Below are 12,989 nucleotides of genomic sequence, written 5' to 3'. Positions count from 1 at the left end.
GACGAACCTGGTGGAAGGCATCAACAACAAGATCAAGGTCATCAAGCGCGTTGCCTACGGATACCGAGATGACGCGTATTTCTTCCTGAAGATCCGGGCGGCCTTCCCCGGAGTTGGGTGAAGAACCAGAATTTTCAGTGGAGCGTTCATCGGTGGACAGTCCATGTGTGGAAACGCGCCCGCGGCAGGCGTGGGCGGTCGTCGTCATTGCCTGCGGAATCGCGCCAGCGCATCCCATGCGCTGTGCGGTGCCGTGGGTGGGAGGTCGTGCGTGCTCATCGGCCACGGGATCGGCCCTGCCGGCGTGAGCCGGCGCAACGCCATCGGCGATGAGGGGGAGGGCAGGGCATCCATCAGGCGGGCGGGGCAAGGAGTAAAGGGGGCGGCGCATCAGCGTCACCGTTGGCCCGTTCTGGCCGTCTGGGCGCGCGCATTGTATCGGTTTGTATCAATGTATCGGTGGCGGGGTTGGCCCGATCTGGCACAATGTTCAGCCGGGCCACAGCTGGCCCACCGACCACCATGAACAAGCAGGAATCGCTGTGAGCCAGATCCCCACCCTCGACATCACCCGTTTCGACACCGACCGCGATGCGTTCGTGGCTGAGCTGGGTGCGGCCTATCGCGAATGGGGCTTTGCTGGCATCCGCAACCACGGCATCCCGCAGGCCGACATCGACGCCGCCTACGAGGTCTTCAAGGCCTTCTTCGCGCTGCCCGAAGAGACCAAGCGCCAGTACCACGTGCCGGGCAGTGGCGGCGCGCGCGGCTACACGGCCTTCGGCGTGGAGACCGCCAAGGGCTCGCAGCACTTTGATCTGAAAGAGTTCTGGCACATCGGCCGGGAGATCCCGGACGACTCCCCGTACCGCGAGGTGATGGCCCCGAACCTGTGGCCGAGCGAGGTGCCGGGCTTCCGCGAGCGGGGTTACGGGATCTACCAGGCGCTGGACAAGCTGGGCTCGCGCGTCCTGTCGGCGCTGGCGCTGCACATTGGCCTGCCGGAGGACTTCTTCGCCGACAAGACCAACAACGGCAATTCGATCCTGCGCCCGATCCATTACCCCCCGATCACGGCGGAGAACATCCCGAACGTGCGCGCCGGGGCCCATGGCGACATCAACTTCATCACGCTGCTGGTCGGCGCCAGTGCGGCCGGCCTGGAAGTGCAGTCGCACGAGGGCAAGTGGGTGCCGTTCACCTCCGACGCGGACACCATCGTGGTCAACATCGGCGACATGCTGCAGCGCCTGACCAACCATGTGTACCCCTCCACGATCCACCGCGTGGTCAATCCCCCGGGCGAGCAGGCGCGCCAGCCGCGCTACTCGGTGCCGTTCTTCCTGCACCCGAACCCGGATTTCCTGATCGACGTGCTGCCGACCTGCATCACCCCGGAGAACCCGAGCCGCTACCCGGAGCCGATCACCGCCCACGGCTTCCTGGAAGAGCGCCTGCGCGAGATCAAGCTGAAGTAAGCGATCTGCCGGGGCAAGAACGAGGGCCGCCGAAAGGCGGCCTTCTTCATTCCGGGTCGTGCCGACCGCTGGCCGGCTTGCTCCACCGCACTCCGATGCGCGCCAACCCACCTGCGCCCGCCCAGCCCGGGCGCCCCCGCCGCCGCTGTCGCCCTTGCACTTGCCTTTCGTCGGCAGCGGAAAATAAATATCCAATTGAAATGTAAGCGTTTTCCCACCAACGCCATTTCGTTGCATCCGTTATCATGGCCGGCTGATACCCAAAGGAGCCCCCGCCATGCGCCGCAAGATCGTCGCCGGTAACTGGAAGCTGCACGGCAGCCGCCAATTCGCCACCGACCTGGTCAGTGACCTGGTTGCCGACCTCCCGCTGCAGGGCGTCGACGTCGTGGTCCTGCCGCCGCTGCCGTATCTGGGCGAGCTGGTCGAAGCCTTCGAAGGCCGCGCCGTCGCGTTCGGCTCCCAGGATGTCAGCAGCAATGAAAAGGGCGCCTACACCGGTGAAGTCTCGGCCACCATGCTGGCCGAAGTCGGGGCCCGCTACGGCCTGGTCGGTCACTCCGAGCGCCGGCAGTACCACGCTGAAAGCAGCGAACTGGTCGCCCGCAAGTTCGCCGCCGCCCTGCATGCCGGTCTGACCCCGATCCTGTGCGTCGGTGAGACGCTCGAGCAGCGCGAAGCCAACCAGACCGAGGCGGTCATCGCCGCCCAGCTGGCCCCGGTGCTGGATCTGGTCGGGGCCGCAGGGTTCGCCCAGGCCGTGGTCGCCTATGAGCCGGTCTGGGCCATCGGCACCGGCCGGACCGCCTCCAAGGAGCAGGCCCAGCAGGTCCACGCGTTCATCCGTGGCGAAGTGGCCAAGCTCGATGCTAGAATTGCGGATTCACTGTCGATCCTCTATGGCGGCAGCGTGAAGCCCGACAACGCCGCGGAACTGTTCGCACAGCCCGATGTCGATGGTGGGCTGGTGGGCGGCGCCTCGCTGGTGGCCGCGGACTTCCTTGCCATCGCCGCCGCGGCGGCGGGGCGCTAATTAGTTACGTTGTCGGCCCAACCGCCGGCACGACATGTCCGAGGACGGATTCGAAATGCTGATGTTGATCCTCAATGTGGTCTACGTGCTGGTCGCAGTGGCCATGATCGCGCTCATCCTGATGCAGCGTGGTTCCGGCGCGGCCGCAGGGTCGGGTTTCGGTGCCGGCGCCTCGGGCACCGTGTTCGGCGCACGTGGTGCGTCCAACTTCCTGTCCAAGTCGACCAAGTGGCTGGCCGTGGTGTTCTTCGGCATCAGCCTCTTCATGGCCTGGTACGCCAGCCATGGCTCGCGCCCGGCGGCGCAGCAGGACCTCGGCCTGATGTCGGCGCCGGCCGCCACTGCGCCGGCCGCACCGGCAGGCGAGCTTCCGGCCGTGCCCAAGGCCCCGGAAACCCCGGCGCAGCAGCCTGTTCCGTCGGCCACTGTGCCGGCTCAGGCGGAAACTCCGAAATCTGGTGAAGAAAAGCCTTCGGAAGGCACCCAGACTCGCTGAAGACGGTTACAATATGCGGCGCACTGGAGAACAACCGGTGCGATCGTAAGCCCAGGTGGCGGAATTGGTAGACGCACTACCTTGAGGTGGTAGCGACGAGAGTCGTAGGGGTTCGAGTCCCCTCTTGGGCACCATTTGTTTGTAAGCGGGTTCGTCTGGCGCGCAAAGCGCCAGGTAGCGGTATCCGTCCACTCCCCCATGCCAAAGCGCCTGCAGGCGCAGCGGCAGAGGCAAGAGAGAATCGCTGTGCTGGCCGAATATTTGCCGTCTCTGCTGTTTCTGATCGTTGCCACCGGTATCGGCGTTGCGCTGATGCTGGTTGGCCGATTCCTCGGTCCCCGACGTCCTGATCTTAAAAAGCTCTCGCCGTACGAATGCGGCTTCGAGGCTTTCGAGGACGCGCGCATGAAGTTCGATGTGCGCTACTACCTGATCGCGATTCAGTTCATCGTATTTGATCTGGAAATCATCTTCATCGTGCCGTGGACCCAGGTCTTCATGGAACTGGGCGCACGTTCGCTGGTCACGATGGGCCTCTTCGTAGGCATGCTTTTCCTCGGTTTCATTTACGTCTGGAAGAAGGGAGCGCTGGAATGGGAGTAATTCAGACGCTCGACGGCCTGATGAACAACCCGGTCCCGGAAGGGCGGGTCGATGACATCCTGCGCCCCGAAGGCGACAACCCCCTGCTCGAAAAGGGCTACGTGACCACCAGCGTCGATGCGCTGTTGAATTGGGCGCGTACCGGTTCGATGTGGCCGATGACCTTTGGTCTGGCCTGCTGCGCAGTGGAAATGATGCACGCCGGTGCGGCGCGCCTGGATCTTGACCGTTACGGCGTGGTGTTCCGCCCGTCGCCACGTCAGTCCGACGTGATGATCGTGGCCGGCACCCTGGTCAACAAGATGGCTCCGGCCCTGCGCAAGGTCTATGACCAGATGCCGGACCCGAAGTGGGTCATCTCGATGGGCAGCTGCGCCAACGGTGGCGGCTACTACCACTACTCCTATGCAGTAGTGCGTGGCTGTGACCGCGTGGTGCCGGTGGACATCTATGTCCCCGGCTGCCCACCTACCGCCGAAGCGCTGGTGTACGGGATCCTGCAGTTGCAGAAGAAGATCTGGCGTACGCAGACCATCGCCCGCTGACATCCCTCCTGACAAGAGCACGCCAAGCCCCCATGGCAGAGCAAGCACATTCCTTCATCGACCGACTTTCCGCACGTTTCGCAGGTGCGCAGGTCTTCGTGGTCGAACCCCGCGGCGAAGTGACGCTGGAAGTGCCCGCCGCTGACTGGCATGCCACCGCTCTGGCGCTGCGCGACGAATTCGGTTTCGAGCAGGCCGTTGACCTGTGCGGCCTGGATTATCTCGGTTATGGCAGCGACGAATGGGATACGGCCGATGTGTCGTCTCAGGGTTTCAGCCGTGGCGTCGAGGGCAAGTCCGTCGGCCGTTTCGCCTGGGGTGAATTCCCCACCCGCGAAACCAGCAATGGCGCCCAGCCGCAGCCGATCCCGCTGCAGCGGTTTGCCGTGGTCGCCCAGCTGCGTTCCTACCAGCACAACCTCACCATGCGCATCCGCTGCTTTGCGCCGAACGAGGAACTGCCGGTGGTCGCTTCGCTGACCAACATCTGGCCGGGCCTGAACTGGTTCGAGCGCGAAGCGTTCGATCTGTTCGGCGTGATCTTCGAAGGTCACCCGGACCTGCGCCGCATCCTGACCGACTATGGCTTCGTCGGCCATCCGTTCCGCAAGGATTTCCCGCTGATCGGCAACGTCGAAGTGCGCTACGACGAAGAAAAACAGCGCGTCATCTATGAACCGGTGACCTCGGTCGAACCGCGTGTCGGCGTGCCGCGCGTGATCCGTGACGACGCCCGTTTCCAGACCGCTGCCGGTGAATCCGCGCAGTCGGAGGCAAGCAAGTGAGTGAATTCACCCAGGCCAGCCAGGCCTTTGCGAGCAACCCGGCCGAACTGCGCCAGGAGATCCGCAACTACACGATGAACTTCGGTCCGCAGCATCCGGCCGCGCACGGTGTGCTGCGCCTGATCCTGGAAATGGACGGCGAAACCATCATGCGTGCCGACCCCCACGTGGGCCTGCTGCACCGTGGTACCGAAAAGCTGGCCGAGTCCAAGCCGTTCAACCAGTCGATCGGCTACATGGATCGCCTGGATTACGTGTCGATGATGTGCAACGAACACGCCTACGTGCGTGCGATCGAGACCCTGATGGGGATCGAGGCGCCGGAGCGTGCGCAGTACATCCGCACCATGTTCGACGAAATCACCCGCATCCTGAATCACCTGATGTGGCTGGGATCCAACGCGCTCGATCTGGGCGCGATGGCGGTCATGCTGTATGCCTTCCGTGAGCGCGAAGAGCTGATGGACTGCTACGAAGCGGTCTCCGGCGCGCGCATGCACGCAGCGTACTACCGTCCGGGCGGCGTCTACCGTGACCTGCCGGACCACATGCCCAAGTACAAGGAATCGCGCTGGCACAAGGGCAAGGCCCTGAAGAACCTCAACGCCTCGCGCGAAGGTTCGCTGCTGGACTTCCTGGAGAACTTCACCGTCGAGTTCCCCCAGCGCGTGGACGAATACGAGACCCTGCTGACCGACAACCGTATCTGGAAGCAGCGTACGGTCGGCATCGGCGTGGTCACCCCGGAACTGGCCCATGCCTGGGGCATGACCGGCGTGATGCTGCGTGGCTCGGGCATCGCCTGGGATCTACGCAAGAAGCAGCCGTATGCCAAGTACGATGCGGTCGAGTTCGACATCCCGCTCGGCAAGGAAGGTGACTGCTACGACCGTTACCTGTGCCGCGTGGCCGAGATGCGCGAATCCAACCGCATCATCAAGCAGTGCGTCACCTGGCTGAAGGCCAACCCGGGCCCGGTCATGGTCAAGAACTTCAAGGTCGCGCCGCCCAGCCGCGAAGACATGAAGGACGACATGGAAGCGCTGATCCATCACTTCAAGCTGTTCAGTGAAGGCTACTGCGTCCCGGTCGGCGAAACCTACGCCGCCGTCGAAGCGCCCAAGGGCGAGTTCGGCTGCTACCTGATGTCCGATGGCGCCAACAAGCCGTTCCGCGTGCACCTGCGCGCGCCGGGTTTTGCCCATCTGTCCTCGATCGACTCGGTCGTGCGCGGGCACATGCTCGCCGACGTGGTGGCCATGATCGGCACCTACGATCTGGTGTTCGGTGAGGTGGACCGGTGATCGCATCCGCTTGCACGACGCCTGACACCCGCCGGCTGCTGCCGGCGCTGCAGGTTCTGGTTTTTAACGATTTCGTATTCGCTGAGGTCGGCCGATGAAGGCGACAGGTAATTTCGAGGCGGCGCGCGACGTCGACCCGATGGTGGTCTTGAGTGACAAGACCCGTGCGCACATCGATCACTGGCTGGCCAAGTTCCCGCCGGATCGCAAGCGCTCGGCTGTCCTGCAGGGCCTGCACGCCGCACAGGAACAGAATGCGGGCTGGCTGACCGACGAACTGATCGCCGGCGTCGCCAAGTACCTGGACCTGCCGCCGGTGTGGGCCTACGAGGTCGCCAGCTTCTATTCGATGTTCGAACTGGAGAAGGTCGGCCGCCACAACGTCGCCTTCTGCACCAACATCAGCTGCTGGTTGAACGGCGCCGAAGACCTGGTCGCGCATGCCGAGAAGAAGCTCGGCTGCAAGACCGGTCAGTCCACCGCCGATGGCCGCATCTACCTCAAGCGCGAAGAAGAATGCCTGGCCGGTTGCGCCGGTGCGCCGATGATGGTCATCAACGGCCATTACCACGAGCGCCTGACCGTCGAGAAAGTCGACGAGCTGCTGGACGGGTTGGAGTAAGACATGGCACATCATCACGCACCCAGTGGTCCGGTCGGTCCCGCACCGTTGCCGCACCAGGTGGTCTACACCACCCTGCATTACGACACTCCGTGGTCGTATGAAAACTACCTCAAGACCGGCGGTTACGCCGCCCTGCGCAAGATCCTCGAAGAGAAGATCTCGCCGGAGCAGGTCATCGAGATGGTCAAGCAGTCCAACCTGCGCGGCCGTGGCGGCGCGGGCTTCCCGACCGGCCTGAAGTGGTCCTTCATGCCCAAGGGCACGATGCAGAAGTACATCCTGTGCAACTCGGATGAATCCGAGCCGGGTACCTGCAAGGACCGCGACATCCTGCGTTACAACCCGCATTCGGTGGTGGAAGGCATGGCGATCGCCTGCTACGCCACTGGCTCGACCGTGGGCTACAACTACCTGCGTGGCGAGTTCCACCACGAGCCGTTCGAGAACTTCGAGCAGGCCCTGGCCGACGCGTACGCGAACGGCTGGCTGGGCAAGGACATCCTTGGCAGCGGCGTGGACATCGACATCTACGGTGCGCTGGGCGCCGGCGCGTACATCTGCGGCGAAGAAACCGCGCTGATGGAATCGCTGGAAGGCAAGAAGGGCCAGCCGCGCTACAAGCCGCCGTTCCCGGCCAACTTCGGCCTGTACGGCAAGCCGTCGACGATTAACAACACCGAGACCTATGCCTCGGTGCCGGCGATCATCCGCAACGGTCCGGAGTGGTTCCAGGGCCTGAGCCTGACCAAGAACGGCGGCCCGAAGATCTTCTCGGTCTCCGGCTGCGTGCAGAAGGGCGGCAACTTCGAAGTGCCGCTGGGCACCACCTTCGACGACCTGCTGGAAATGGCCGGTGGTCTGAAGCCGGGCCGCACGCTCAAGGGCGCGGTCCCGGGCGGCGTCTCGATGCCGGTGCTGAAGGCTGAAGAGCTCAAGGGCCTGCAGATGGACTACGACACCCTGCGTGCCCTGGGCACCGGTCTGGGGTCGGGCGCGATCGTGGTGCTGGACGACAGCGTCTGCTGCGTCAAGTTCGCCTGCCGCATCAGCCAGTTCTTCCACAAGGAATCCTGTGGGCAGTGCACCCCGTGCCGTGAAGGCACCGGCTGGATGCACCGCGTGCTGGAGCGCATCGTCGCCGGCAAGGCCACGATGGAAGACCTGCATCAGTTGAAGACGGTGGCCGGCCAGATCGAAGGCCACACCATCTGTGCGTTCGGTGAAGCGGCGGCATGGCCCATCCAGGGCTTCCTGCGCCAGTTCTGGGACGAATTCGAGTACTACATCGTCAACGGTCATTCGATGGTTGACGGCAAGAAGGTGGAGGCAGCCGCCGCATGAGCGCGCAACCCGTAAACCCGAGCGTGCCACCGGATCATGTGACCGTCGAAATCGACGGCCAGTCCCTGGTCGTGCCCAAGGGCTCGATGATCATCCAGGCCGCCGACAAGGCCGGCATTCCGATCCCGCGCTTCTGCTACCACGAGAAGCTGCCGATCGCCGCCAACTGCCGCATGTGCCTGGTCGACGTGGAAAAGTCGCCCAAGCCGGCACCGGCCTGCGCCACACCGGTCATGGATGGCATGAAGGTCGCCACCCGCAGTGAAAAGGCGCTGAAGTTCCAGCGCTCGGTGATGGAATTCCTGCTGATCAACCATCCGCTGGACTGCCCGATCTGCGATCAGGGCGGCGAGTGCGAGCTGCAGGACGTTTCGCTGGGCTATGGCCGTTCGGTCAGCCGCTTCAACGAGCGCAAGCGCGTGGTGCCCGACGAGGACATCGGTCCGCTGGTGGCCACTGAAATGACCCGCTGCATTCAGTGCACCCGCTGCGTCCGCTTCACCGCCGACGTTGCCGGTACCTATGAGCTGGGTGGCATGTACCGCGGTGAAAACCTGCAGATCGGCACCTACGACGGCAAGCCGTTGACGACCGAGCTGTCCGGCAACGTCGTCGATGTCTGCCCGGTCGGCGCGCTGACCAACAAGGTGTTCCAGTTCCGCGCCCGTCCGTGGGAACTGACCGCGCGTGAGTCGCTGGGTTACCACGACGCGATGGGCTCGAACCTGTTCCTGCACGTGCGTCGCGGCGAAGTGCTGCGCGCAGTGCCGCGCGACAACGAAGCCGTCAACGAATGCTGGCTGTCCGATCGCGACCGCTATTCGCACCAGGGCCTGTACAGCGATGACCGTGCGGTCAAGCCGCTGCGCAAGGTCAACGGCGAGTGGAAGGAAGTGAGCTGGGCTGAAGGCCTGGCCGCCGCCAAGGAAATCTTCGCCGCGAACCAGGGCGACGACCTCGGCGTGCTGGTGCACCCGTCGGCCTCGAACGAGGAGGGCGCGCTGCTGGCCCGCCTCGCCAGCGGCCTGGGCACCACCAACATCGATCACCGCATCAACAACCGCGACTTCTCCGACGCCGCCACCGCCGAAGTCTTCGGCCTGCCGCTGGCCGAGATCGAAGGCGCGGACAGCATCGTCGTGCTCGGCAGCAACATCCGTCACGAGCTGCCGCTGCTGCATGCCCGCCTGCGCAAGGCACAGACCACGCGCAACGCGAAGATCCATGCCGTCAATCCGGTCGACTTCGATTTCGCGTTCAAGCTGGCCAGCAAGCAGATCGTTACCCCGTCGGCCTTCATCGACGCGCTCGGCAATGCCGACCTGCGCGACGCGGTCAAGGGCGCCAGCAATGCCGTGCTGATCGTCGGTGGCATCGCCGAAAACCACCCGCAGGCTGCCGCGATCCGCGCCGCCGCGCGTGATTTCGCTGCCGCGACCGGTGCCAAGCTGTGCCGCATCCCGCAGGGCGCCAATGGCGTGGGCCTGACCCGCGCCGGCGTGCTGCCGGCCGGCAAGGACGTCAACGCCATGCTGGCGCAGCCGCGCAAGGCCTACGCAATCTACGGCATCGAGCCGGGCCTGGACTTCGCCGACGCCGCCGCTGCCCGCAAGGCACTGGCCGGTGCCCAGGTGGTGGCCTTCAGCCAGTTCGCCTGTGCCTCGACCCGCGATGTGGCCGACGTGATCCTGCCGATCGGCGCGCTGCCGGAAGTGGATGCCACCTTGACCAACCTCGATGGTCGCGAGCAGTCGGCACGTGCCGGCGGCAAGCTGCCGGGCGAGGCGCGTGAAGGCTGGCGCGTGCTGCGTGCACTGGGCGGCGAACTGTCGCTGGCTGGTTTCGAGTTCACCGATCTGGCCGGCCTGCGCGCCAGCCTGGCCCCGGTCAGCGTCAACGTGTCGTCTTCGGCGGCCACGCCGGTGGCGGGCGAGGGCCTGGAAGTGACCTCGACCGCCGCGATCTACCGCACCGATGCGGTGGTCCGTCGTGCCCAGGCGCTGCAGTCGCATCCGCTCAACAACGCCCCGCGCATCGTGCTCAACGCCGACGACGCTGCCCGCCTGCAGTTGGTGGAAGGCCAGATGGCCAAGGTCGGCACCGATGCCGGCCGTGCCACCTTGCCGGTGGTGGTCGACGCCCGCGTTGCCGCTGGGTCGGTCTGGATTGAATCGGGCCACGGTGCAACCGCACCGCTGGGTGCCGCACGCGTAACGGTGGTGGCTGCATGAACGAATTGCTGTTGAACGCGGTCGACCCGCTGCACCAGTGGCTGCTGTCACTGGGCGACATCGGCGCGCTGCTCTGGATCATCCTGAAGATCCTGGTGATCGCCATGCCGGTGATCATCTCGGTCGCCTTCTACGTGGTCTGGGAGCGCAAGCTGATCGGCTGGATGCACGTGCGTCATGGCCCGATGTATGTCGGCATGGGCATCTTCCAGGCCTTCGCCGACGTCTTCAAACTGCTGTTCAAGGAAATCATCCAGCCGAGCAGCTCGCACAAGGCGATGTTCATCCTGGCGCCGCTGATCACGCTGGGCCCGGCCTTCGCGGCCTGGTCGGTGATTCCCTTCGACGCCCGGATCGTGCTCTCCAATGCCAACGCCGGCCTGCTGTACCTGCTGGCGATGACCTCGCTGGGCGTGTACGGCATCATCCTGGCCGGTTGGGCCTCCAACTCGAAGTACGCGTTCCTCGGTGCGATGCGCGCCTCGGCGCAGATGATCAGCTACGAAATCGCGATGGGCTTTGCCCTGGTCGGCGTGATGATCGCCTCGGGCAGCCTCAACCTGAGCAACATCGTGATGGCGCAGGCGGGCAACTCCGGTCTGTTCGACTGGTTCCTGCTGCCGCTGTTCCCGCTGTTCATCGTGTACTGGGTGTCCGGCGTTGCCGAAACCAACCGCGCGCCGTTCGACGTCGTGGAAGGTGAATCGGAAATCGTGGCCGGCCACATGGTCGAATACTCCGGTGGTGCGTTCGCGCTGTTCTTCCTGGCCGAATACGCCAACATGATCCTGATCAGCTTCCTGATCTCGATCTTCTTCCTCGGTGGTTGGCTGAGCCCGCTCCAGGGTTGGATCACGGCAGACATCTCGCCGTGGATCGACTGGATCTGGAAGGGCGGCTGGCCGTGGCTGCTGCTGAAGGTCTTCTTCTTCGCCAGCTCCTACATCTGGTTCCGTGCCAGCTTCCCGCGCTTCCGTTACGACCAGATCATGCGTCTGGGCTGGAAGGTCTTCATCCCGCTCACCATCTTCTGGATTGCAGTGACGGCGTTGATGGTGTTTTACGGCGTGATCCAGAAGGGCGTCTAAGCGATGAACCGAATTACCCATTACTTCAAAAGCCTGCTGCTCCTTGAGCTGCTCGGTGGTCTGTGGCTGACCCTGAAGTACGCCTTCAAGCCCAAGTACACGCTGATGTACCCGATGGAGAAGTTCCCGCAGTCGCCGCGTTTCCGCGGCCTGCACGCGCTTCGCCGCTACCCCAACGGCGAGGAACGCTGCATCGCATGCAAATTGTGCGAAGCGGTGTGCCCGGCGCTGGCGATCACCATCGATTCGGCAAAGCGCGAGGACGGCACCCGCCGTACCACCCGTTACGATATCGATCTGTTCAAGTGCATCTTCTGCGGCTTCTGCGAAGAAAGCTGCCCGGTGGACTCGATCGTCGAGACCCACATTCTCGAGTACCACTTCGAGAACCGTGGCGAGAACATCGTTACCAAGCCGCAGCTGCTGGCCATCGGTGATCGGCTTGAAGCCGAGATCGCCGAGCGTCGCGCCGCCGATGCCGCTTTCCGCTGAGGTCGAATGATGGATTGGGTAAATATCAGTTTCTGGGTCTTCTCCATCGTGGCGGGCATTTCCGCTGCGGCGGTGATCAGCGTGCGCAATCCGGTCTATGCCGTGTTGTGCCTGATCCTGACCTTCTTCTCCGTGGCCTGCATCTGGATCCTGGTCGGCGCCGAGTTCCTGGGCGTGGCCCTGGTGCTGGTCTACGTCGGAGCGGTCATGGTGCTGTTCCTGTTCGTGGTGATGATGCTGGACATCGATCCCTCCAACCTGCGTGAGGGCTGGGTGCGTTACCTGCCGCTCGGCCTGGTGGTGGCGGTGACGATGCTGGTGCAGATGCTGGTGCTGATCGGCGTGAAGGGCAGGGCGGTCAATCCGTTCCCGGCCGACAACGCTGCCGCGCTGGCTGCCGACACCTCCAACATCACCTGGCTGGCCCGCAGCCTGTTCACCGAATACCTGCTGCCGTTCGAGTTCGCCGCCGTCATCCTGACCGTGGCCGTGGTTGCCGCCGTGATGCTGACCCTGCGTCGCCGCACCGGCCTGAAGACCCAGAACCCGTCCGAGCAGACCATGGTCAAGGGCAGCGACCGCCTGCGCGTGGTCAAGATGGACGCGGAGAAGCCGGTCGTGCACACCAACATCAAGCCGTCCAGCAACGAGGAGGCGCAGCCATGATCACGCTTGGCCACATTCTGGCGCTCGGCGCGGTGCTGTTCTGCATCAGCCTTGCCGGCATCTTCCTCAACCGCAAGAACATCATCGTGCTGCTGATGTCCATCGAGTTGATGCTGCTGTCGGTCAACATCAATTTCGTCGGGTTCTCGCGTGAGATGGGTGATACGGCCGGACAGCTGTTCGTCTTCTTCATCCTGACCGTGGCCGCGGCCGAGGCCGCCATCGGCCTCGCGATCCTGGTAACCCTGTTCCGTACTCGCCGCACCATCAATGTCGGCGAAGTCGATTCGCTGAAGGGCTGA

At 64.1% G+C, this 12,989-nt stretch carries 15 protein-coding genes and 1 tRNA gene; all 16 read left to right on the top strand.

Annotated elements, in window-relative coordinates; genetic code table 11:
- Positions 1-121, top strand: a 121-nt coding sequence (locus tag NJD74_RS10690; protein ID WP_148105806.1) for a transposase, incomplete at its 5' end; no start/stop codon positions are given.
- A 421-nt stretch (positions 122-542) separates the two neighbouring features.
- Positions 543-1,478, top strand: coding sequence for a 2-oxoglutarate and iron-dependent oxygenase domain-containing protein (locus NJD74_RS10685; RefSeq protein ID WP_019182673.1), 936 nt, complete (start codon positions 543-545; stop codon positions 1,476-1,478).
- A gap of 277 nt (positions 1,479-1,755) precedes the next feature.
- Complete coding sequence (tpiA, locus tag NJD74_RS10680) at positions 1,756-2,511, top strand: triose-phosphate isomerase (protein WP_046273238.1); 756 nt, start codon at positions 1,756-1,758, stop codon at positions 2,509-2,511.
- Positions 2,512-2,566: 55 nt separating this feature from the next.
- Complete coding sequence (secG, locus tag NJD74_RS10675; RefSeq protein WP_026069698.1) at positions 2,567-3,007, top strand: preprotein translocase subunit SecG; 441 nt, start codon at positions 2,567-2,569, stop codon at positions 3,005-3,007.
- A 49-nt stretch (positions 3,008-3,056) separates the two neighbouring features.
- A tRNA-Leu gene (locus tag NJD74_RS10670) sits at positions 3,057-3,141 on the top strand.
- Positions 3,142-3,253: 112 nt separating this feature from the next.
- Positions 3,254-3,610, top strand: a complete 357-nt coding sequence (locus NJD74_RS10665) for an NADH-quinone oxidoreductase subunit A (protein WP_026069699.1) — start codon at positions 3,254-3,256, stop codon at positions 3,608-3,610.
- Positions 3,601-4,155, top strand: coding sequence for an NADH-quinone oxidoreductase subunit B (locus NJD74_RS10660; RefSeq protein WP_019182677.1), 555 nt, complete (start codon positions 3,601-3,603; stop codon positions 4,153-4,155). Before NJD74_RS10665 ends, NJD74_RS10660 begins: the two co-directional genes overlap by 10 nt.
- Positions 4,156-4,187: 32 nt before the next feature.
- The gene (locus tag NJD74_RS10655) at positions 4,188-4,940 is read left to right on the top strand and encodes an NADH-quinone oxidoreductase subunit C (RefSeq protein ID WP_319624163.1); all 753 of its coding nucleotides are present in this window, start codon (positions 4,188-4,190) and stop codon (positions 4,938-4,940) included.
- Positions 4,937-6,244: an NADH-quinone oxidoreductase subunit D gene (locus NJD74_RS10650; RefSeq protein WP_319624162.1), complete on the top strand. Its 1,308-nt coding sequence runs from the start codon at positions 4,937-4,939 to the stop codon at positions 6,242-6,244. Before NJD74_RS10655 ends, NJD74_RS10650 begins: the two co-directional genes overlap by 4 nt.
- Positions 6,245-6,338: 94 nt before the next feature.
- Complete coding sequence (gene nuoE, locus NJD74_RS10645) at positions 6,339-6,866, top strand: NADH-quinone oxidoreductase subunit NuoE (protein ID WP_019182680.1); 528 nt, start codon at positions 6,339-6,341, stop codon at positions 6,864-6,866.
- 3 nt (positions 6,867-6,869) lie between these two features.
- The gene (nuoF, locus tag NJD74_RS10640) at positions 6,870-8,210 is read left to right on the top strand and encodes an NADH-quinone oxidoreductase subunit NuoF (RefSeq protein ID WP_019182681.1); all 1,341 of its coding nucleotides are present in this window, start codon (positions 6,870-6,872) and stop codon (positions 8,208-8,210) included.
- Positions 8,207-10,441 (top strand): NADH-quinone oxidoreductase subunit NuoG, encoded by a 2,235-nt coding sequence (gene nuoG, locus NJD74_RS10635; protein WP_319624161.1) that lies wholly within the window; start codon positions 8,207-8,209, stop codon positions 10,439-10,441. Before nuoF ends, nuoG begins: the two co-directional genes overlap by 4 nt.
- Positions 10,438-11,529, top strand: a complete 1,092-nt coding sequence (nuoH, locus tag NJD74_RS10630; RefSeq protein WP_070470914.1) for an NADH-quinone oxidoreductase subunit NuoH — start codon at positions 10,438-10,440, stop codon at positions 11,527-11,529. Before nuoG ends, nuoH begins: the two co-directional genes overlap by 4 nt.
- 3 nt (positions 11,530-11,532) lie before the next feature.
- Positions 11,533-12,021, top strand: coding sequence for an NADH-quinone oxidoreductase subunit NuoI (gene nuoI, locus NJD74_RS10625; protein ID WP_017355930.1), 489 nt, complete (start codon positions 11,533-11,535; stop codon positions 12,019-12,021).
- Between the two features lie 9 nt (positions 12,022-12,030).
- Positions 12,031-12,687 carry an NADH-quinone oxidoreductase subunit J gene (locus NJD74_RS10620; RefSeq protein WP_026069700.1) on the top strand — a complete coding sequence of 219 codons (657 nt, stop codon included), beginning with the start codon at positions 12,031-12,033 and terminating at the stop codon, positions 12,685-12,687.
- Positions 12,684-12,989, top strand: coding sequence for an NADH-quinone oxidoreductase subunit NuoK (nuoK, locus tag NJD74_RS10615; protein ID WP_019182685.1), 306 nt, complete (start codon positions 12,684-12,686; stop codon positions 12,987-12,989). Before NJD74_RS10620 ends, nuoK begins: the two co-directional genes overlap by 4 nt.

It is taken from the genome of Stenotrophomonas sp. RG-453 (assembly GCF_033843685.1).
Taxonomy (GTDB): Bacteria; Pseudomonadota; Gammaproteobacteria; order Xanthomonadales; family Xanthomonadaceae; genus Stenotrophomonas; species Stenotrophomonas bentonitica_A.
Note: the sequence above shows the minus strand (reverse complement) of the source record. Positions and strands in the feature narration are given on the sequence as shown.